Here is a 19,844-nt window from a genome sequence, read left to right on the forward strand (position 1 = left end):
CCTGTCAGGCCAGGCTAAGGTGCGGGGCTTTCCAAAATCAGTTTCAGGTTATCCAGCCCTTGCTGTAAATCGTTCGCTATCATGCTTTCTACATCAATAAACAGCAGCATTAAATTCATCGGGTATGGCATATGGCCGCTAAAGCCCCAGCGGATCAATGTACGGTTATCACTCAGCGCTTCGGTTTGCATATAGGCCGGTGATACCGCGTTATACGGCTCGTAAAAACGTAACTGCAAATCTATGCGCTCACCTTCGGTAATGCCGACAATCTCCTGTTCGCCGGTACCCACATCCGGATTTTCACTGTGCCAGGACGCTACAAACCCTACAGTGCCATCAACCCCGCGCGACGCGGTTTGCATTTGCGGATCTATCGTAGCCCAGACACTGAAGTTTTGCTGGTTGCCAACAAAACGCACATAGTCAAATACCAGCATCGACGGCTGATTAATCTCTGCTTTGGCTTCAACCTGATAATCCTGCTTTACAAATAATGCTGCCACCAGCGGTATCGCCAGCAACGTCGCCACACCCACCAACACTTTCTTTAACATCAGCGTTTGTCCTTATTATTAACCACATTATTCTGCTGTAATGCTTTGTACAAAGGTTACTGTGTTGACACACAATTCGTTTAAACACGGCCTGCTTAACCATAGTCCGCTTTTTGTTAACACTCCAGCAGTAGCGAATATTGTCTGCGAAACCGCTAAGCTTATCGCCGATCCGGCTATATTGTGGTCATAACCGCCACCGCCACTATGGCACTAACAATACAAATCTTTAAATAACAAGAAGTTAAATTAAGGCATTTATTTTGCAGTCATTTATTTTGCAATATTGTGGCAGCCCGCATAGGCCACTTTAACTTTGAATACATAAACACCAACAAGGACATTTTATGAAAAGCACCGTTATTACATTATTCGCCGCCAGCCTGCTTAGCGGCTGTGTTATTTATGTTGGCAATGGTCACGCCGGTGACTTGCAACATGAAGAACGCAAACTGACATTAAATGGCAGCGACTTAAAGCAACTGCAGGCAGATACCGGTGCCGGCAAATTAGAGATTATCGGCGAATCCGGCCGCAGCGAAGTGGAAATGGTGGCCAATATTTACTATTACAACGCCGACGATATTCGCCTTAGCCTTGTCCGCAGTGGCAGCAGCGCCGTGTTAGAAGCCGGCTTTGATAAAAACTTTTATAACGGCAACAGCCCTTATATCGACGTATTAGTAAAAGTACCACAGCACTTTGGCTTAACACTGGATGATGGCTCCGGCGATACTGATATCCGTGGTTTAACCGGCGACTTGCAGGTGGAAGACGGCTCCGGCGATCTGCGTATCAATGGCGGCGCCAATGTAACGGTAGAAGACGGCTCGGGTAATCTCTTTATTACGCAGGTGAACGGCAAGCTGAGCGTTGATGATGGCTCCGGCCAGCTGGAGATCCGCACAGTAAGCGGCGATGTCAGCATTGAAGATGGCTCCGGCGATATTATAGTCAGCGCTGTGGGCGGTATTGTTACTATTGATGATGGCTCGGGCGATATTAACGTAGACGGCGCCGGCGGCCTGACCATTCTTGACAGCGGCTCGGGTGGCTTAAAACTGAATGCCATTAACGGCCCGGTAAAGATTAACGATTAAACCGGCTAACTACACAAATTTTGTTTATTTCACGCTACCGCATTTGGCTTCGGGCAAAACTGCGGTAGCATTACGCCTTTGTGCTTAACATTCAGGCGTTATGACAACAGATACAGTGTTTCCCCTTAGCCAGCAACAGTTGGAACTTTGGTTTGATGCGGTGACCTTTCACCGTGCTCAGGCGTACCTGCAGGCCGGTAAAGTGGTGAAGCTGGAATATAACGGCGACTTATCCGATATCAGCGCTCAGGTATGGGGCGCAGCGTTTACGCCGTACCGGCAATATATCAGCCTGAAACAACACAGCGATGGCTGGCAATTACAAAATCGCTGTACCTGCCCGGTTGGTGCCAACTGCAAACATGTACTGGCGGTATTATTGCGCTTAAAGCGCGACTACCAGCAACACAAGCTGCAATTAGAACAACAACCGCTGCGGGCTCTCAACCAGTGGTTTGAACAGGTAGAGCAGTCGCTGGCACCGGCGCCGCAAGATAAAGATGTGGTGCTGTACTTATTGTCTTACGGTCAGGCTGGGTTACAGCTAAGCCCGCGCCGCGTGCGGGAAAGTAAAAAAGGCGGCTATACCAAGGGCGTGGCCATTGGTAAGTACGACCTGGTCAGCCCCACTATTCCCTATTGGATAGAAGAGCAGGATTACCGCCTGCTGAGTTATTTCCGTGCCCAAAGCCTGCGCGATTTGCCCCTGCTGGAAGGCGACTGGGGTTATCAGTTGCTGCAACAGTTGCTGCAAAGCGGCCGCTGCTTTTTCTCTGAAGCCCGCTATGCGGTAGAACGCGGGCCGAAGCGGCAGCTGAGTTTTAACTGGCAAGACACGGCCGGCGGCCAGCAACTGGGTTGGCAACTAGATGACGATGAGCGCGATTTTGAGCTGGTGTATACCGATCCGCCTTGTTACCTCGACACCAGCTACTACCAACTGGGCGAGCTGGACACCACACTTAGCAGCCAACAGCTAAAGTTGCTGAATAAAATTCCGGCGATTCCACAGCAAGCCCTGGCCAGCGGCATCAGCCGGTTACAGCAGCTTTTCAGCCAAACCAGCCTGCCATTGCCCAAAGCCGCCGGCTTAAAGCAAGTAAACACGCCGCCCAAGCCGGTATTACAGTTGAAAATGCTGCCGCATAAAGCCAAAGGCCGCAGCGAACCCACGGCCGTATTGCAGTTTCAGTACGCCGATTATCTGCTGCCGCTGGATTTAAGCCGTGCGCAAACCGAACTGCAGCTGGATAACAGTACCATTTTTATTAAGCGCCACCGCGCCACAGAAACAACAGCGCTGGAGCAACTGCTGCAACTGGAACTGCTGCAGCTACCGCCATTGCCGCCACCTTATGCCGAACAAAGTGCCTTTGCTGTCGGCGACGGCCCGGATAACCCGTTGTTATGGCAACCGCTGCTGGACGCCTTGCCAACGCTGGAGCAACACGGCTGGCATATTGCCCGTGACGAAAACTTTAATCTGGATATTTTAAGCGGCAACCCGTACTTACAGGTGCAGGACAATGCTGTCGGTGGTTTCGCTTTGGCCATCCAGGTCGATATCGACGGCACCCAGGTACCGCTGCTGCCGCTGATCAGCCAATGGCTGCGCCAGCACGGCTTGCCGGACGCCGATAAGCCGATTTGGTTATCCTTACCTCAGGGTAAGCTGGCACTGCCGCTGGCGCTGATCCAGCCGTTTATCGATACCATTATTGAACTGTTAAACCCCCACAAGCCACAGTTCAGCCTGGATTTACCGGCCTTTAAAGCCGCGCTGTTACCGCCGGAAACCACCAAAGACATTCAGTTTTTAAATGCACAACGGGTGCAGCGCTTAAGCAATTTGCTGCACAATTTTGCCGGCATTACGCCATGTCAGGTGCCCGAAGGCTTGCAGGCATCGCTGCGTGATTATCAGTTGCAGGGCTTAAGCTGGCTGAATTTTCTGCGCGAATATGGCTTGGGTGGTATTTTGGCCGACGATATGGGGCTGGGTAAAACACTGCAAACCCTAAGCTTGCTACTGCTGCAAAAACAGCGTGGTGAGCTGCAACACCCGGCGCTGATTATCTGCCCTACCAGTGTATTAGGCAACTGGCTGGCCGAAGCTGGCCGCTTTACGCCGCAACTGCGGGTGCTGCAAATTCACGGCAATAAACGCCAGCCGCTGTTTAACGAACTGGCCGATTACGACTTGCTGGTTACCAGCTACCCGCTGGTAGTGCGCGACCATAAATACTATCAAAGCCAGCCGCTCAGCGCGGTAATCCTGGACGAAGCCCAGCATATTAAAAATGCCGGCAGCCTGGCGGCCAAAGCCGTACGGCTGTTAAAAGCCGACTTTAAACTGGCGTTATCGGGCACGCCGCTGGAAAACCATTTGGGCGAGTTAAAATCGATTTTCGATTTTGTATTGCCGGGGTTATTAGGCAATGATGCGCACTTTAACCAGGTGTACCGCAAGCCGATTGAAAAACACGGCGATACCGAGCGCGCCCATGCGTTAAAGAGCCGCATCGCGCCTTTTATGCTGCGCCGCACCAAAGCCCAGGTAGCCGCAGAGCTGCCGGATAAAACCGAGATTATTCAGCTGCTGGAGCTGGAAAGCGACCAGCGTAACCTGTACGAGAGTATCCGGCTGGTAATGGAAACCAAGGTGCGCGAGCTGTTTGTGCAAAAAGGCGTGGCAGCCAGCCAAATTCAGTTTTTAGATGCATTGTTAAAACTGCGCCAGGCCTGCTGCGACGCCAGGCTGGTGCCGGTAGAACATGCCCGCTCAGTGCAAAGCAATGCCAAGTTACAATGGCTGCGCGATACGCTGCCGGAAATGCTGGAAGAGGGCCGTAATATTTTACTTTTCAGCCAGTTTGCCAGCATGCTGACACTGATAGAAGACGAGCTACACGCGCTGGGGATCAGCTACAGCAAGCTTACCGGCCAGACTAAACACCGCCAGCAGCAAATTGATGCCTTTCAAAACGGTGAAACCCGGGTGTTTTTAATCAGCTTAAAGGCCGGCGGCACCGGGCTCAACCTCACCGCTGCCGACACCGTAATTCACTACGACCCATGGTGGAACCCGGCCGCTGAAGCTCAAGCTACCGACCGCGCCCACCGTATCGGCCAGAAAAAAGCCGTTTTTGTTTATAAGCTGATTGCCGGCAATACGGTAGAGCAAAAAGTCCAACAGCTACAACAACATAAGCGCCAGTTGGCCGATCAGTTGTTCGCCGGCGGCAAAGGCCAACCCTGGCAAGGCAGCGCCGACGATTTAATGTCGCTGTTCAGTGCCGACTAAACAGCCGGCACTGTTGGCCGCGGTTAGTCGGCGTACCACATTCTGGCCTGGCGCGCCGGCAGGCTGAAGTTGTAACTGCCGCCGTTGATATACACCAGGTTAGCGCCGCTTAATACGTCGCGGTAATTGCGGTACCAGTAAAAGCGGCCATTGGTGTTAACGTTAAAGCTTTGTGTGCTGCCACATTTATTGATCCCGACTACACCCTCCTGACCACGGCGGAATAATATCGCGCAGTCATTCCACGCCAGCATTTCCATAGCCTGGCCCTGCATGCGGTTATGAAAGTTCAGCATCTTAGCGATATGGCCGGCGTTATAGGCATTAACCCAGCGGCCGTTATCGGTACCGGTGCTGTCGCTGAAAATAAGCGGCTTACCGCCGTCGCGTCCCATGACATAGGCATAGGCCAGATATTCGTCGGTCGGGTCCATGATCAGATAACGAAAACCGTCATTGGTCGGAATATCATGCGTTACGGTAAAGGTCACAGCACGGCTGTTTTGCAGCGCCTGACCCACACTTAACGGGTTGACCAACTGGCTTAAACTGCCGTTAAAAGCAAAAGCGCTGCGAATGGTATTAAATAACGGAAAATCATAAGCTTTATGGTCGGTGTAAGCCAAATACGGTGCTAAAAAGCTGTCGTATTCGTTATTGCCGGCACCGCCGCTGGTAATAATTTCACCAAACAAATACATGCCGCTTTTTATGCTGCCGGTGAAAATTTCATTGATATGCCAAATGGTCATATGCTTGGCCGCATCCACCCGAAAGCCTTTTACACCGAGGTTTTTCAGTGCGGTTAAGTAGCTGCGCTGCTGTTGCACCACCCAGCTGTTGGGGTTGAGATCCGGTAAACCGGTATCGCCACCGCCGCCGCATAGGCGCCAGTTTTGTACCTGCCACACGTCGTTATAATTGCTGATGCAATTGGCCGGATTAAAATCGCCGCTACCAAACAAGCCCTGGCTTAAGTTGCCAAACAGACGTTGGTTGTTCCAGTAGCTGCTGTTATTGCCATAGTCATTCACCGTGCTTTGGCCAGGGAAGTCCGTAGCGCCATTGCGCTCATTTGCCATATGGTTCAGCACGATATCAGCGTATACATCCACTTTACGCGCCGGATTGGCGTCGTTCAGCGCATTAATCATATTTACAAACGACTGCTTGTTGCCTTTGCAGTGGTCAATTACGCGAATATCCTGCGGCTGATAACGCTGCCACCAGGCACAGTTAGCGGCGTTCGACTTCAGCGGCGGCGCCACTAACACCGCTTTATAGCCTAAGTCTTTTATTTCATTGGCTTTGGCGGCAACTTCATCATAATGCCAGTCGAAAGCATGCAAAATTGCATCGGCCCTGACGGCAGAGGTAAATAGCGTTGAGCTAACCAGCAGCGCCAACCAGACCAGTCGGCGCTGTAACAAGGTACTGATTACTTGCATGAGTCTATCCTTTATTTTCATTGGTTTATGCAAGTCATCCGTGAGTGAGCAGCAGCGCAGAAACGTGTGCGCCACTAAGTGTTATTGACTACCGGCTCCGTTAACACACCCCGAGCCTACGCCTTTAAAAGCACGATTTATTGCTCATATACGCCAAATTTACAACTTAGCTACAACAGGAACAAAGTGTCTCATTGACCCTGTAGCACAGGCCATTTAGGCTTAAGCTCTGATAACCGCCGGTAGCATCACAGGTAAAACCACAATGAAAAACCTGACCGAACATTTAAGCCAATATGCGCTGTATCACCGCGACGAGCGTAATATCCTGACCCACTACGCCGGCATACCGCTGATCGTTGTGGCGGTATTTGCCCTGCTGTACTGGCCGTTATTTAGCCTGGCAGGCATGGTTATTACCCCGGCATTATTGCTGTTTATCGGCAGTATGGTGTTTTACCTGCGGCTTGATCTGCGCTTTGGTCTGGTGATGTTTATCTTCAGCGGCATAAGTTTGCTACTGGCAGCGCAACTGGCGGCGTTGCCCTTCGGGCTTTGGCTTGGCAGCGCAATCGCCTTATTTGTCGTCGGTTGGGTACTGCAGTTTATCGGCCATTACTATGAAGGTAAAAAGCCGGCCTTTGTTGATGATTTAATTGGCTTACTGGTTGGCCCGCTGTTTATTATGGCCGAACTGGGTTTTAAACTCGGCCTGCGCAAACCGTTGCAGCAGGATATCGAGCAGATTGCCGGTAAAACGCATTAAGTCAGTTGCTGTTCAGCGCCGCTGAGTAAGCTTGTTCGTATTTAAACCGCCGTTTGAATAAAGAAGTCGGTTCTCACTGAAGTAAGTGGTAGTGAATGAGATTATTGTCCCTGGTTAGCTGCAGCTTTTTGCTGCTGTGTTCTGTATTTGCCGTAGCCGCCCCAACCAATTTTGACCAAGCCAAACGCTTAGCTCAGCGTATTCACGCCCCCGAAGCGAAAAGCTTTTATTGCGACTGCAATATTCGCTGGCAAGGCAAAAAAGGCATCCCCGATTTAGCCGGCTGCGGTTATCAGGTACGTAAAAACGGCCAGCGCGCCAACCGGATAGAGTGGGAACATGTTATGCCGGCGCATCACTTTGGCCACCAGCGCCAGTGCTGGCAAGATGGCGGCCGCAAGAACTGCGTAAAAACCGACAGCGTATTTCGCGCCATGGAAGCCGATTTATACAATCTGGTACCAGCCATAGGCGAGGTAAACGGCGATCGCAGTAATTACCGTTTTGGTGTATTACCCTCCACCCCGGCCAAACACGGCGCCTGCCCGGTTAAGGTCGATTTTAAACAACAGGTATTCGAGCCCGCACCACCGGTGCGCGGCGATATAGCACGTATCTACTTTTATATGGCCGACAAATACAAACTAAACCTGTCCCGTGCCCAACAACAGCTGTTTATCGCCTGGCACAGGCAAGACCCGGTAACCGCACAAGAGCGCCAGTTGAACCAACGCATCCAACAACATATGGGCCACGACAACCCCTTTGTCAGCGGCAAGCGCGAGTGGAATTTAGGCGATAAGCCAACAGGCTATGGTTTACAAGCCAACCAGTAAAGCGGCTGGTAAAACCGCGGTATAAAGCTATCTAGACAACGCTTCACTCTCTCCCCACACCTTGCAGGCACCCGATCTCCAAGGTCTCAGAACCATTCGTCACAATATTAAACTGCTTGATTTAACATCAGTTACAGGCTTAACTGGATTTAATTTTGGAACTTACGGGCTTAGATGCACAACTTACAGATTTAGAGCCTGTGAATAAGCTGTTAGGGTAAATGATACCGAGTACGGAATAACAAATGATAGAGATAGGATCGACAGACTTTTTACTGAAAGTACCGAGTCTCCCCGAGGACGAATTTGAATTGTATTCTTCAAAGCTATTTGATCAATGGGAAGCGAGCCTTGAAAAATACCTTTCTCTAACAGACTATGCCATTTCTCTCGAAATCGAAGAAGGTTCGATTAGCGGAAGGGCCAAAATTGCGGCGGTAGCCGGCGCGATATATATGGGGGTGGCTAACTACGGTGGATTCATATCAGGCTTGCAAATAATACGTAGTCAGATCTCCTATGTGAATAACATCTTAGTTGAAACTGCTAAACAACCATTCAACTGTAGTAGAAAGAACGTAACTCTCAGAAATAGAGGTGGGGCGCTGTCACGACTACAGTCCCTGTTTCATAAGGTACAAAATGGCACTTTAACAGCAGCTGAAGCAACGCAGCTTGCTATGGAAATATTCGGAGAGAAAGCTGGGAATATCCCTGGCTTGGTTGAAGATTTGAGGAGGGAATTCGAAAAAGCGCCAAAACATCCAGAACAACTTAGTTTAATCGAAGGCGATAATGATGGGTGTGAAGCAGATATCGAGCCATCTACTGAAAAACTGCCAAGAAAAAGAGATCCACAACCGGTTCCAGTTTCGCAGCAATTTAGAATCGAAATATGGCGAGAGTCAAAACAGGGCATAAAACGTGTCAAAGTTACCAAGAAATAAATCTGGGAGCCCTAACAAAATAAATCAATTCGCAGCTAACGCTCGCCGCGGTTTACAGCGTTATAAATCTAAACCGGAGAGTCTATGGAAGTAGAAAGAATAGCAAAAGAACTTCAAAGGCTGTCCAAACTGGTAAACCTTGGAAGTTTTGATCGAGCTTTAGCAGACGTTGAGGCAGTCTATAAAAAGGTTAACGAAAGTGATGAAAGAAAGGCCGTGTATTTCAGGATACTTTCCAATATTGCGAGCATATTTATAGATATTGGCCACATGAAGCCGTGCATTAAATCAACACAGACTGGTTTGAGTATTCTTAATGATCACAAAGATGAAATAATCGAACAAATTGGAAGTGACTCTTATTTTTACAATTTGGGGAACGCTAAATCAAACTTGGTATGTGAAAAAAACCCATTTAAGCACAACTTTTCAACAATAGAGCAACTCGTTGAAGTAAAAACTGATTTTTGGAAATCGATTAAATTTAGCGGTGATTCATTAAGCAGCGAAGTCCATCCAGCTTATATTGTTAATCTAGGCAACTCACTAAAGCAGCAATTTCGTATAGCTGAAGCTTTGGATTGCTACGATAGAGTTAACTCACTTAATATTGACATCCCTCAGTCTTGGATAAATCGATCAGAAACCCTGATGATACTTAATCAGGTTTCTAATACATATTCGATTCAGATGTTGGAACAGATTAAAGATGGGTACGAGAATGTATTATCTTCTAAGGAGATTCCTGCTTCTTGGCTTGAATATTATAGGCAAAAAGCTGCGCTTCATCAGAATAAAATACGAGAAGTGCGCGAAGAGGCTAATATCGAGATTGACCTACATGACTCTGAGAAAACCAAATCTGAATATAATGAGTTAAGTGAATACAGAAAATTTTGTTTGGACAACAACCTCAGCTTGTCAGAACATGGTTTGTACTGCGCTTGCGCAGGCAGCTCAAGAGACAACTTAACCATACCAACATTAGGTGGTGTAGTCGGCGATTTTGTTATTCCAATGGAAATGGTACTTAACCGTTTAAAGTCCGAGTTTTCATTTGCACGGCATTTATATTTCGACTATCTGACCACTGAACAAGACCATGAACTACTCCACGATTCATGTTTTTCTGAGTTGTTTAATGACGAGTTACTTGGGATAGATGTTGAAAAGCTCAGAACGGCCTTTCGATCATGCTTTGGCATATTAGATAAAATAGGTATTGCTATATGCGAACTGCTAGATCTGTATCCCCCTAACGGAAAAATCTACTTTCAAAGCTTTTGGCAACTCGACAAAGAAAATCGTAGAGAAAAATTTAATAACCTTAAAAGCCCTGGACTCCTAGCTTTGTATAGCATAGCAACAGACTTGAATGATAAAAAAGGTGGCGAATGGTCATTTCTCAAGCAACTGAGAAATGACTTGGAGCATGAGTTTGTTGTGGTTCACAAAACAGAAAACCCTAGCGATATATACAGATCATATGATTTCATCAAAAACATTGTTTTCATCAAAGAGGATGACTTCCTTGAGCATCTTGAACGTATTTTGCAGTTAACTAGGTCTGCAATATTTTCATTCGTCTTTGCTGTACGCGATAAAGCGTTAAATGAAAAGAAAGATAACAGCATCTACCTTCCAAACAACATTTTCCGAAAGGACTATAAATGATGTTAGAAATTTATAGCAGCTCGCTGCAGTCAAAAAGAGGCGCCTCAGAACTACAAACTCTCTGCACAGCGCGGCGTTAGAATAAATCATGATTGAAGAAATTGATAAATTTTGGAAAGAATACTTACATGACTTCGAGCCCCTCGCCCATGAATTAAAACTCGCATTTAAGGATAGATGGGTGCGATTTCACTCACTTCCAGAGTCAAAGCGATATCCAGAAAGCGAACTCGAGTATAAAGAAATATTTAGTCGCTATGACACTGTGCTGCTGGAGCTCGGCGGGACGAGTAGCAGGATGTTTGTAGTGTTACCTGAATATTCAGAAAACAATACTGCTCTGCATCCCGCTGACGGGCTTCGTAGTTTATTTCCTCATTCAGAATATTGGCGCACTATAGATAAATTGGAAGAGTGTGGTGTCTATTGGCATTTACATGTAACTGAAATTCAGATTCCTAATGAAAAACTAAATGCATTATTTCGCTTGGTAGCAAATGATGAAGTTAGAAATATATTAGTTGTTCTACCAGAGGTTCGGAGTGTATTTCATCCATACGATGGTGGTGCAGATATAATTGCTTCTTCAGAAGAAGCTAAAGAGGAATTGAAAAACAAGTATAAAGCTTGGCTTTCAAAGCATCCTAGGGGCTATTAATTTAAGAAATTATTAGGGCCAAAAAATCAAATAGCGGCAATTAGTTATATGGCATCAGTTACTGCAACCCTGCTTTTACTAAACCGATAAACTCCGCTTTGCTCATACCATTGGCGTAAACTGTCAAAATGTATTCGGTTGTATGGTGTTTTACTACATACGCCAGACAACGCTGTGCTTTGCATAAGCTATACAGTGTTGCGCCCTGCAGCTGTTCGGTGCTGACATCTGACAAATCGAAGCTGTAGTTAATCTCGTCTGCTGTATTGCTAAACAGCTGCGCGTTTTGTGCGCTTAATCCGCTCACCGTTTTGATTTTCAGCACATATTGCGGATACAGCTGCATATCAAAGTCGGCCGGTAGCTGCTCAGACTCAGCCGACAGCACTTTGCCGGAAAACAACTGACCGGACGCTGTCTTAACAGACAGTTCATCAGCTGCAAACACCGTAGCACCGGCAAATACCTGCGGTGGCAGAGCAATTTTAAAATCAGCACTAAAAGACAATGTTGTATCAGCCTGCGTGGTACAAGCTATTAAGGTGCCTGACAGCATAAACGCGGATAGTTTTTTCATACACAATTCTCTGCTGCAAAGGATAGCGATGATAACCATTTATTAACTATTAGTCCGCAATAAATAACCATTTGGGCCTGCAGCAAATGCGGATCCGGTATTGAAATACCTACCAAAAGCATGCAGAGTTGTGAACAGATAACAATGCGTACAGGGAAAATGACAATGGACAGTATTTATATTGATAATGTAGCGGTAACACCGGCGTCGCTGCGGATATACGAAGAGCTGATAGACATTGCATTACCGCATGCTGAGGAAAGCACGGTATTTCCGAAAAAGGCCAACACACTAAGCTATGCCTTTGCCAAAGACGGCATTGCCATGGGTTACTACAAGATATTGTCAGCCAAGCCGTCTGGCGTATCGGGGCTGACATTGTTTACCTTGCATAAGCAGTAACCTTTGGTACATTCTGCCCCCTCGCCTGAACAGCCGATAGCTGATTACCTTATTAGCGAGCAGCCGCCAACTGCAGATGAGTATATTGCCCTGCGCAGTAAAATTGGCTGGGACAACGTTGCGCATAAAGTTGCACAAGACAGCCTGAACCATTCGTTGTTTAACACAACAGTGCGGCTTGATGGCAAACTAATAGGCATGGCGCGCGTTGTTGGTGATGGCTTTATGTATTTTTATATTCAGGACGTCATTGTAGACCCTGCCTATCAGGGCCTTGGTATCGGCCATATGCTGATGGCCAGAGTAGAGACGTACTTAGCCGGCGCTTGCACAGCCGGTGCTACCGTTGGCCTGCTGGCAGCCAAAGGCAAAGAGACGTTTTACCGCCGCTACGGCTTTGCAGAGCGGGACGGCACAGAACTTGGTAAAGGCATGTGCCGCTTTGTACGCGCATAACACCAGAGACATAAAGCATCCCGCCCTTTTTACTCCTTGAGAAGAATAACGAAGGGTTCATTTATCTATCCTGACACCATATTCTTAAAGAACTGGCAGGCCTTACAGTTTAAAACGTCCTACTTCCTGCTGGAGTGACGCGGCAAGGCTTGCCAGTGCCTGAGCCTGTGCTTTGGATGTTTGAGCTTCTGTAGAGAGATTTTCTGATACCATGCGAATAGACTCAGTGTTACGGTTAATTTCACTGGTAACCGATGTCTGTTCTTCAGCAGCGGTAGCTATTTGAATGGCCATACCCGAAATTTCCTGGATTGCCTGACTGATTTTGACCAAACTCTCACTGGCAGAATGGGCATCGCTAACACTGGTTTCTGCCATCTGATGGCTTTGTGTCATAGACTTGACAGCTTTAGCTGCGGTTTGTTGCAAGGCTTCAATCATGCCTTGAATTTCCTGCGTTGATGAATGAGTGCGCTGCGACAACACACGCACTTCATCAGCAACCACGGCAAAACCCCGTCCTTGTTCACCAGCACGCGCAGCTTCAATTGCTGCGTTTAACGCTAATAAATTAGTTTGCTCAGCAATACCACTTATAGTGGATAAAATACTGTTAATTTGCTGCGAGTGAGCATTTAGTTCGCCAATAATGTTACTGGCTGTTTCTACCTCTTGAGCCAGCTCGCGGATTGATGTCTGGCTTTTTGACACTTGATGTTTACCATGCTCAGATAAAGCGACAGCATCTTGTGCTGTTTGGGCTGTATGATCGGCATTACCGGCAATTTCCCCGGTAGCTGCAGCCATTTCAGTAACAGCAGTAGCCACCATAGTAACTTCATCTTGTTGCACTTCAATACTTTGGCTGGTTTGCATGGCTGAATCGCTACTGCTTTTTGCCTGACGTTCCAACTGACCGGCTATATCACGCATGCGTGAGATCATGCCGTGTAAACGCGAAACGAAGCGATTAAAACCGGAAGCCAACATGCCAATTTCATCATACTGACTGGCTGTTTTAATGCTGACTGTCAGGTCACCTTCCCCTTCTGCAATGTTATTCAGTGCCTGAGCAACGCGCTCCAAATCCCTGAATTGCAGTTTAAAAATGGCAATAAGAATAATGCCGAATAAGATGATCAGGCCAGCACCGGCTGCAGACATGATCCACGCTAAGCCTGTGGATTGCGCCATAATTTCCTGCTTGCCCATAACGAAAATTAATGCCCAATCGGTGTTTGGAATGGCAGTGGTGTAAACCAATTTGGTGGTGCCGTTCAACGTGTGCTCTGTCAGAGCAGCAGTGCCTATAGTTTGTGCTAACCAAGACAACGTAAAGCTACTGTCTATATCGGTAATCTGCTTTTCATTCAGTGCTTTGTCAGGGTGGCTGATAATCAAGCCACTTTTTTGCACCATGATGCCATAACCATTGCCCGGTACTCTCAGTTTTAAAACGGCATCAGTTAATTGTTCAATAGTTAAGTTAGCAGCGACCACGCCATAAAGTTGGCCTGCAATCGTAACCGGTTCCGCTATGGTAACAACTTGTTTTTTTAACGATGAACTAATATAAGGTGCCGTGATAGCAATAGTGCCAGCTGCTTTTGCGTCCAAATACCAGGGGCGGGTGCGGGGATCAAGCTTAGCGTTATCCAGTGCAGCATCTTGGTACATCATCACCCCGGCTTCGCTGCCAAAAAACGTAGAGCCAAACCCGGCTGCGTTCTGAGTTTGCAGCAAGTGAAGCCTGACATCCACTTGCGGATCTGCCTCAATGACCGACTTCAGGCTGGTAATATTGCGTTTTTTGTCTTCCATCCATTGACCCACGCCGCCAGCAAAAGTGATTGCCAACTGGTCTATTTTCTCTTGCGTATCGATCAATGCGTGATGACGAATAAAATAGCTGGTAAGGCTTACCAAAGTTATGACGGTGATCAGAACAGCACCCAGGCTGCTAAACAACAGACGCATTTTTAACGTTGAGTGCATCGCGATTTCCTTGTGCTACAGGCTTGGCCCATATCGGATAGTATTGATACTAAAAGTATATAACTATTAAGCAAAAGCCAAGCGAAGCGCTAAAAATACTTAAACCATAGCACCTTCAAAAACTTCCGGAAGAACTGCATTAATCACCGGCCGGCTGTGTTTTCACATGGCGCATAATATTTAAAAAGGTATCTGTCCAGTAAATGTCGCGGTTAGCGGCCAGATAGGCCAGCAGCTCTGCGTGCGCCTGTGCCGACACCGTTAAGTGATCACCGCCGATACCATGAAAGGTAAAATTCACCATAGTACCGTGCTGCGCGGCTTTTTTTACCAGCGCAATAAGCTCAGCGCCGCTGCTGCCAACCGGTGCTATTACCTCAACTGCATGCACATTCAGCTTTGCCATATCAGTAATGATCGGCCCCGTTTTGGCCTTTATCGCCACAAAATCGCCGTATATCAGCGGTAAATAAGGCTGACCACCCGCTAACTCGTCGCCGCAGGGCGCGGTAAAAGTACGTTCGGTTTGGCCATCGATGGCAAATAACATACTGTTGGCCAGCCGGATTTGTTGTACCAGTTGTACTGCGCTGATGTTATCCAAATTATTTTCTGCGCTAACCCAGTCGCGGCCGGGTTTAGAGGCTGAGCACTGATGAAACAAGGTGTGGTTACCCAGCTCGTGGCCTTGCGCCGCAGCCGCGCGCCAGTCGCTTAAGCGCGCGGTCAACAACGGCGTGGATAACTGCAGGTAAAAACTGGCTTTAAAGCCGTGCGCATTGAGCGCCGGGATTGCCACATCCAGCTGCGATGCCAGCGTATCGTCATAGGCCAAGCTGACCGCCGCTTTAGCGCCATTTGGCCAGTGAAAAGGCTTAGCCGCCACAGCGTTCGCCGCTGCCAGCCATAAACACAACACCAGACAATACATTTTTTGCATATTCAACCTCATTCGCCGCCAAAGGCAACCTTAACGTATTGGCCGCTGCAGTGCCAGGTGCGCAGCATTCTCACCAGCCGCTAACCACTATCTGCCCGCAGTAAGTTACTGTAAATTCCTTTAAACAACGCTATGCTAAAGCCCGTTAATAATAACGGGCTTGTTCTGTAAGGATTTAATATGACAACTGCTTTATACGCCGCCCTGCTCGGGCTGTTTTATATTGCGCTGAGCTTTAAAGTTATAGCGAAACGCCGGCAGTTTCAGGTTGGCATTGGCTGTAATGGCGAAATGGCACTGGAACGGGCTGTGCGGGTGCATGGTAATTTTGCTGAATACGTGCCGTTTGCCCTGCTGTTAATGTTTATGGCGGAATACAGCGGCCTGGCGCCGGTGTACCTGCATAGTTTGGGTATTGTGCTGGTGCTGGGCCGGTTAAGCCATGCCTGGGGCGTGCGCCAGCTCAAAGAACCGCTGAAGTTTCGCGTCTGCGGTATGTTACTGACATTCGGCGTTATATTGCTGTCGGCACTGGCCATTATAGTGCTGTATTTTATGCGCCACTTTTTTGCCGGCTAAGCGCCACAATTATTTTCCGGCCCGGCCCCCCTGCAGCTATTTCTATGCGCCGTTAACTAAGGTATAACGGCGCAATGAAAATACCGAAACGTATTCAGCCGCTGGTCGACGAAGGCCTGGTGGATGAAGTGATCCGCCCGCTGATGAGCGGCAAAGAAGCCTCTGTGTATATCGTCCGTTGCGGCGAGGATATCCGCTGCGCCAAAGTGTATAAAGACGCCGACAAGCGCAGCTTTAAACAAGCCGTGCTGTATCAGGAAGGCCGTAAAGTACGCAGCTCGCGCCGCACCCGGGCGATGGAAAAAGGCTCGAAGTTCGGCCGCAAGCAACAGGAAGAAAGCTGGCAAAATGCCGAAGTAGATGCCCTGTTTAAGCTGGCCAAGGCCGGCGTGCGTGTGCCTGAGCCTTATGGCTGCTATGACGGCGTATTACTGATGGAATTGGTGTGTGACGACGAAGGCCTGGTAGCACCGCGCTTAGCCGATGTCGCCATGGATGCCGACTTAGCCATCAGTGACCACGCTACCATGCTGCACTACATTGTCATCATGTTGTGCGAAGGCCTGGTGCACGGCGATTTGTCAGAATTTAACGTATTGGTAGATGACCATGGCCCGGTAGTGATAGACCTGCCGCAAGCGGTTGATGCCGCAGCCAATAACAACGCCAAATGGATGTTTGTGCGCGATGTAAACAATATGCGCGACTATTATGGCCAGTATGCCCCGGAATTGCTCAGCACTAACTACGCCGAAGAAATTTGGGCGCTGTATGAAGCCGGCGACCTGCACCCGGAAGTGGAACTAAGCGGTGAATTTATCGCCGACACCAGCGAAACTGATGTTGATGCGGTATTAGAACAAATAAAAGCGGCTTTTGCCGAGGCGGAAGAGCGTAAAGCGCGGGCACAGGAACAAGACGATTAGTAGCCGCCACAGTTAACTCGGCAATAAAGCAGTTGCCTGCCGGGGTATTTATGTTTAGCTTAACTAACCTTTTTCGCCGCAGGACTATCTTGTGCAGCAGGCCCGCTTGCTTACCGACCAACGGTTAATATCCACCGCAGATTACCTGAACGCCGCAGAACATTACCGCGGTTTATTACTCTGCCCGCTGTGTGGTGAGAAAGCCTGGTTTATCAAAGCAGTTAACAACGACAGTCTGAACCGTGCCGCTTGCTTTGGCGCGCATCATCAGCAAGGTTGCGAAGCGGCTACCATACGGCTTAGCACAGCTGACGAGACAACCCCGGCTACAGATAACAACAACAGCCTGCGCGAACCGGCGGCGCGCTATGCGCCGGCAGGCTTATGGCAAAGTATCAAGGCACCGCAACTGGGTGGCGCAGACGGTTTTGAGGTAAACAGCGCCCTGCGCCAGTTACTCAGCCACTTGTGCCGCAACGCCGCTTTTGCTGCTCAGGGCCAAAAACTGCAGTTGCTGGCCGCTTCCGGCCGCGAGCTGATAGCCGGCAAGCTGGCCGACTATGTGGTGCATATTGATGATATCGGCGATAAGCATTTAGAGGCGTTGTATATTTTTTGGGGCCGGATCAATAACGTAAACGAGCGCGAATTTGACAACCCGGATGAAGACGAACTCTGGCTGAATATCGGCGACTACCGCAAAGAACCGGGCATTTTCATCGACGCCGACTTACGCCGCAGCCTGGTTAAACGTTTTAACCTTACCGATCTTGATGCCCTTTGCGGCGCAGACGTTATTCTGCTGGGCCATGCCGGCAAATCGGCGCACGGCAAATTTACCCTGCATATTGCCATGAGCAAATATATTGCCTTTCGCCGTTATGGCATAAGCAATTAGTCATTTTCGCTACTAAGTGGCGAAAACTCTTGCTGCCCGACAAGCCAACACAATATAAACTGATATATTTCAATAGGTTAATTTTGGCAAAGCTTTTGCAAAACCTTTACCAAGCTAACTATAAAAAAGGACATCACCATGAAACTATCTCAATTTGCTGCCACTGTTGGTTTGGTTATCGCCGCCGGCTGTTTTACCGCCAGCGTCTTTGCACAAGACAGCCATGGCAATATCGACAAAGTAATGGGCTCTGCAGTAGTAGGCAGTAACCAGCACTACGGCGATATATCACTGGTAAACGGCAGTATTCAAATGGCCGGCAACAGCAGTGCCAAAACAGTGTCGGTGGTTAACGGCAGTATTGACCTGCGTGACAATGTAAAGCTACACAGCGCCAGTACAGTAAACGGCAGTATTGAAAGCGGCAGCGGTTTACAGGTCACTACTGAACTGAGCACAGTGAACGGCAAAATTCTGCCAGGCGCTAACGCGGTAATCGGCGGCAATGTTGCAAGCGTAAACGGTGACATTGTGCTGCATAACAGTGAAGTGGGCCGCGATGTCAGTACGGTAAACGGCGATATTAAACTGACCGGCAACACTGTAGTAAAAGGCGACCTGGTGTATAAACCGCGCGGCAAGAAAAAATCTTTCTTTGGCTGGAGCAACAACAGCAAACCAACGCTGTATATCGCTGCCGATGCGGTAGTTGAAGGCAACATTATTCTTCAGCAGGAAGTGGAACTGCAGATTGAAAACCCTGCCATGCAGGCCAAAGTGATTACACGGATTAACGACGGCCGTTAATCATTGCACAGCAGCGCGGTTTTACTCAGCGCTGCTGTATTCCTGCAGCAAACGGCGCATTATTTGGTTATTCCAATGCTGAATAATAATTTGTGAGCGAAATAAAGCCCACAACTCTGCCACACTGATCAACACAATAAACAGCAGCCCCCACCAGGGCCATGGACTGAATAGCAGCGCCAGCCCGGCCATAAACACCAACAGGTTGAACAAGCCACGCTGCCACTGGCCAAGGTAAAAATGATGCAAGCCGGCAAGAAAACACCAGTTTAATGCGGCATAAGTATCGGGGTCGCGCAGTTCGCGCTTTAGCTGTTGAAAATACTGCTGTCGCTGCAGATCCGGTAAGGCTGTAGCCAACTCACGTAACCGTTCTTCTTCGGCATCAACGGCTTGCTGATCCAACATCTTCGGCCTCCGGTACGGGTTCAATACATTTACAAAAACTGTCGCGATGCGCACAGCGCTTGATGCGCTGCCAGCCCATCGCTACTCCTCGCCGTGCCCCAAAACGCGCAATGGCGGTATAAGTATAAGCAGAGCAACTGGGTTCGAAATTGCAGTCAATGCCAAACCAGTGCATACCACCGCCGGTTGCGCGATAGCGGCCAATCAGCCACAACAACAGGCGTTTGATCACGTTAACGGCCTAAGGTAACAATCATCGCTTCACGGCTCCAGAACAACCAGAAACGCTTTTGCTCTATTACCTGAAACACCACTTGCCAACCTTGTGCGGCCTGCGCATTCAGCTCGGCCTCGACTTTCTTTAGCGGTAAACCCGACGCACCAAGAAAAATGGTGCCACAGCCGCCTTCGGCAATGTGCATTACTTTGTATTCTTTATAAGCGGTAGCCATGTTAAAAATCCCTAATAAGACATCAGCAAAACGTTTGCAAATGTTACTGATAAAGCTACTTTTTTTCAGCCGGGGAGGCAAGAGTAATATCAATATTTCCAATGTTGATTTGTA

Annotated in this window: 21 protein-coding genes; 13 read left to right on the forward strand and 8 right to left on the reverse strand. The window is 48.5% G+C overall.

Annotation, left to right across the window (positions count from 1 at the left end):
• Positions 1–14 precede the first annotated feature (14 nt).
• Positions 15–557 carry an SRPBCC family protein gene (locus HRH59_RS03570; protein WP_173499900.1) on the reverse strand — a complete coding sequence of 181 codons (543 nt, stop codon included), beginning with the start codon at positions 555–557 and terminating at the stop codon, positions 15–17.
• 347 nt (positions 558–904) lie between these two features.
• Between HRH59_RS03570 and HRH59_RS03575 the strand changes: the two genes are divergently transcribed.
• Together HRH59_RS03575 and HRH59_RS03580 are read left to right on the forward strand one after the other, a co-directional pair.
• Positions 905–1,657, forward strand: a complete 753-nt coding sequence (locus HRH59_RS03575) for a DUF4097 family beta strand repeat-containing protein (protein WP_173499901.1) — start codon at positions 905–907, stop codon at positions 1,655–1,657.
• A gap of 100 nt (positions 1,658–1,757) precedes the next feature.
• Entirely contained in the window at positions 1,758–4,961 is a 3,204-nt protein-coding gene (locus HRH59_RS03580) for a DEAD/DEAH box helicase (RefSeq protein WP_173499902.1), read from the forward strand.
• 23 nt (positions 4,962–4,984) lie between these two features.
• On the opposite strand, the gene HRH59_RS03585 is transcribed toward HRH59_RS03580, so the two are convergent.
• Complete coding sequence (locus tag HRH59_RS03585) at positions 4,985–6,409, reverse strand: alpha-amylase family glycosyl hydrolase (RefSeq protein WP_173499903.1); 1,425 nt, start codon at positions 6,407–6,409, stop codon at positions 4,985–4,987.
• Positions 6,410–6,674: 265 nt separating this feature from the next.
• On the opposite strand from HRH59_RS03585, the gene HRH59_RS03590 reads away from it, so the two are divergent.
• From HRH59_RS03590 to HRH59_RS03610, 5 genes are all read left to right on the forward strand, one after another.
• On the forward strand, positions 6,675–7,175 hold the full coding sequence (locus HRH59_RS03590; protein ID WP_173499904.1) for an Mpo1 family 2-hydroxy fatty acid dioxygenase: 501 nt from the start codon (positions 6,675–6,677) through the stop codon (positions 7,173–7,175).
• 95 nt (positions 7,176–7,270) lie between these two features.
• Positions 7,271–8,011, forward strand: coding sequence for an endonuclease (locus tag HRH59_RS03595; protein ID WP_173499905.1), 741 nt, complete (start codon positions 7,271–7,273; stop codon positions 8,009–8,011).
• Between the two features lie 245 nt (positions 8,012–8,256).
• On the forward strand, positions 8,257–8,958 hold the full coding sequence (locus HRH59_RS03600) for a hypothetical protein (protein ID WP_173499906.1): 702 nt from the start codon (positions 8,257–8,259) through the stop codon (positions 8,956–8,958).
• Positions 8,959–9,042: 84 nt separating this feature from the next.
• Complete coding sequence (locus HRH59_RS03605; RefSeq protein ID WP_173499907.1) at positions 9,043–10,632, forward strand: LA2681 family HEPN domain-containing protein; 1,590 nt, start codon at positions 9,043–9,045, stop codon at positions 10,630–10,632.
• An 88-nt stretch (positions 10,633–10,720) separates the two neighbouring features.
• On the forward strand, positions 10,721–11,290 hold the full coding sequence (locus HRH59_RS03610) for a DUF3885 domain-containing protein (protein WP_173499908.1): 570 nt from the start codon (positions 10,721–10,723) through the stop codon (positions 11,288–11,290).
• A 58-nt stretch (positions 11,291–11,348) separates the two neighbouring features.
• Here the strand turns inward: HRH59_RS03610 and HRH59_RS03615 are convergent, their stop codons facing one another.
• Positions 11,349–11,867 carry a hypothetical protein gene (locus tag HRH59_RS03615; RefSeq protein ID WP_173499909.1) on the reverse strand — a complete coding sequence of 173 codons (519 nt, stop codon included), beginning with the start codon at positions 11,865–11,867 and terminating at the stop codon, positions 11,349–11,351.
• 165 nt (positions 11,868–12,032) lie between these two features.
• Here HRH59_RS03615 and HRH59_RS03620 point away from each other — a divergent pair, with 165 nt between their 5' ends.
• Positions 12,033–12,269, forward strand: a complete 237-nt coding sequence (locus HRH59_RS03620) for a hypothetical protein (protein ID WP_173499910.1) — start codon at positions 12,033–12,035, stop codon at positions 12,267–12,269.
• Between the two features lie 3 nt (positions 12,270–12,272).
• Entirely contained in the window at positions 12,273–12,725 is a 453-nt protein-coding gene (locus HRH59_RS03625; protein WP_178089467.1) for a GNAT family N-acetyltransferase, read from the forward strand.
• A gap of 102 nt (positions 12,726–12,827) precedes the next feature.
• Here HRH59_RS03625 and HRH59_RS03630 read toward each other — a convergent pair whose 3' ends face one another.
• A complete protein-coding gene (locus HRH59_RS03630; RefSeq protein WP_173499911.1) occupies positions 12,828–14,720 on the reverse strand; it encodes a methyl-accepting chemotaxis protein in 1,893 nt (630 codons plus the stop codon).
• A 139-nt stretch (positions 14,721–14,859) separates the two neighbouring features.
• Positions 14,860–15,660, reverse strand: a complete 801-nt coding sequence (locus tag HRH59_RS03635) for a polysaccharide deacetylase family protein (protein ID WP_173499912.1) — start codon at positions 15,658–15,660, stop codon at positions 14,860–14,862.
• A 180-nt stretch (positions 15,661–15,840) separates the two neighbouring features.
• Between HRH59_RS03635 and HRH59_RS03640 the strand changes: the two genes are divergently transcribed.
• From HRH59_RS03640 to HRH59_RS03655, 4 genes are all read left to right on the forward strand, one after another.
• Positions 15,841–16,239: an MAPEG family protein gene (locus HRH59_RS03640; protein ID WP_173499913.1), complete on the forward strand. Its 399-nt coding sequence runs from the start codon at positions 15,841–15,843 to the stop codon at positions 16,237–16,239.
• A gap of 74 nt (positions 16,240–16,313) precedes the next feature.
• Positions 16,314–17,165 (forward strand): PA4780 family RIO1-like protein kinase, encoded by an 852-nt coding sequence (locus tag HRH59_RS03645; protein WP_173499914.1) that lies wholly within the window; start codon positions 16,314–16,316, stop codon positions 17,163–17,165.
• A 91-nt stretch (positions 17,166–17,256) separates the two neighbouring features.
• Positions 17,257–18,063, forward strand: coding sequence for a hypothetical protein (locus tag HRH59_RS03650; RefSeq protein ID WP_173499915.1), 807 nt, complete (start codon positions 17,257–17,259; stop codon positions 18,061–18,063).
• Positions 18,064–18,201: 138 nt separating this feature from the next.
• Positions 18,202–18,870 (forward strand): DUF4097 family beta strand repeat-containing protein, encoded by a 669-nt coding sequence (locus HRH59_RS03655; RefSeq protein ID WP_173499916.1) that lies wholly within the window; start codon positions 18,202–18,204, stop codon positions 18,868–18,870.
• Between the two features lie 21 nt (positions 18,871–18,891).
• Here HRH59_RS03655 and HRH59_RS03660 read toward each other — a convergent pair whose 3' ends face one another.
• The 3 genes from HRH59_RS03660 to HRH59_RS03670 are packed head-to-tail and all read right to left on the reverse strand — an operon-like array spanning position 18,892 to position 19,730.
• Positions 18,892–19,278 (reverse strand): TM2 domain-containing protein, encoded by a 387-nt coding sequence (locus HRH59_RS03660; protein ID WP_173499917.1) that lies wholly within the window; start codon positions 19,276–19,278, stop codon positions 18,892–18,894.
• A complete protein-coding gene (gene yidD / locus HRH59_RS03665) occupies positions 19,256–19,510 on the reverse strand; it encodes a membrane protein insertion efficiency factor YidD (protein WP_173499918.1) in 255 nt (84 codons plus the stop codon). The genes HRH59_RS03660 and yidD overlap by 23 nt, the downstream gene beginning before the upstream one ends.
• A 1-nt stretch (position 19,511) precedes the next feature.
• A complete protein-coding gene (locus tag HRH59_RS03670) occupies positions 19,512–19,730 on the reverse strand; it encodes a DUF4177 domain-containing protein (RefSeq protein WP_173499919.1) in 219 nt (72 codons plus the stop codon).
• Between the last annotated feature and the right edge of the window lie 114 nt (positions 19,731–19,844).

This window comes from Rheinheimera lutimaris, assembly GCF_013283795.1.
GTDB lineage: Bacteria > Pseudomonadota > Gammaproteobacteria > Enterobacterales > Alteromonadaceae > Alishewanella > Alishewanella lutimaris.

What these genes read in the sequence shown, in the direction of transcription:
- HRH59_RS03600 (WP_173499906.1), top strand. Translation starts at nt 8,257, where the DNA reads ATGATAGAGATAGGATCGACAGACTTTTTACTGAAAGTACCGAGTCTC.
- HRH59_RS03610 (WP_173499908.1), top strand. Translation starts at nt 10,721, where the DNA reads ATGATTGAAGAAATTGATAAATTTTGGAAAGAATACTTACATGACTTC.
- HRH59_RS03615 (WP_173499909.1), bottom strand. Translation starts at nt 11,867, where the DNA reads ATGAAAAAACTATCCGCGTTTATGCTGTCAGGCACCTTAATAGCTTGT.
- HRH59_RS03570 (WP_173499900.1), bottom strand. Translation starts at nt 557, where the DNA reads ATGTTAAAGAAAGTGTTGGTGGGTGTGGCGACGTTGCTGGCGATACCG.
- HRH59_RS03620 (WP_173499910.1), top strand. Translation starts at nt 12,033, where the DNA reads ATGGACAGTATTTATATTGATAATGTAGCGGTAACACCGGCGTCGCTG.
- HRH59_RS03640 (WP_173499913.1), top strand. Translation starts at nt 15,841, where the DNA reads ATGACAACTGCTTTATACGCCGCCCTGCTCGGGCTGTTTTATATTGCG.
- HRH59_RS03585 (WP_173499903.1), bottom strand. Translation starts at nt 6,409, where the DNA reads ATGCAAGTAATCAGTACCTTGTTACAGCGCCGACTGGTCTGGTTGGCG.
- HRH59_RS03630 (WP_173499911.1), bottom strand. Translation starts at nt 14,720, where the DNA reads ATGCACTCAACGTTAAAAATGCGTCTGTTGTTTAGCAGCCTGGGTGCT.
- HRH59_RS03670 (WP_173499919.1), bottom strand. Translation starts at nt 19,730, where the DNA reads ATGGCTACCGCTTATAAAGAATACAAAGTAATGCACATTGCCGAAGGC.
- HRH59_RS03595 (WP_173499905.1), top strand. Translation starts at nt 7,271, where the DNA reads ATGAGATTATTGTCCCTGGTTAGCTGCAGCTTTTTGCTGCTGTGTTCT.
- HRH59_RS03575 (WP_173499901.1), top strand. Translation starts at nt 905, where the DNA reads ATGAAAAGCACCGTTATTACATTATTCGCCGCCAGCCTGCTTAGCGGC.
- HRH59_RS03660 (WP_173499917.1), bottom strand. Translation starts at nt 19,278, where the DNA reads ATGTTGGATCAGCAAGCCGTTGATGCCGAAGAAGAACGGTTACGTGAG.
- HRH59_RS03655 (WP_173499916.1), top strand. Translation starts at nt 18,202, where the DNA reads ATGAAACTATCTCAATTTGCTGCCACTGTTGGTTTGGTTATCGCCGCC.
- HRH59_RS03590 (WP_173499904.1), top strand. Translation starts at nt 6,675, where the DNA reads ATGAAAAACCTGACCGAACATTTAAGCCAATATGCGCTGTATCACCGC.
- HRH59_RS03605 (WP_173499907.1), top strand. Translation starts at nt 9,043, where the DNA reads ATGGAAGTAGAAAGAATAGCAAAAGAACTTCAAAGGCTGTCCAAACTG.
- HRH59_RS03645 (WP_173499914.1), top strand. Translation starts at nt 16,314, where the DNA reads ATGAAAATACCGAAACGTATTCAGCCGCTGGTCGACGAAGGCCTGGTG.
- HRH59_RS03635 (WP_173499912.1), bottom strand. Translation starts at nt 15,660, where the DNA reads ATGCAAAAAATGTATTGTCTGGTGTTGTGTTTATGGCTGGCAGCGGCG.
- HRH59_RS03580 (WP_173499902.1), top strand. Translation starts at nt 1,758, where the DNA reads ATGACAACAGATACAGTGTTTCCCCTTAGCCAGCAACAGTTGGAACTT.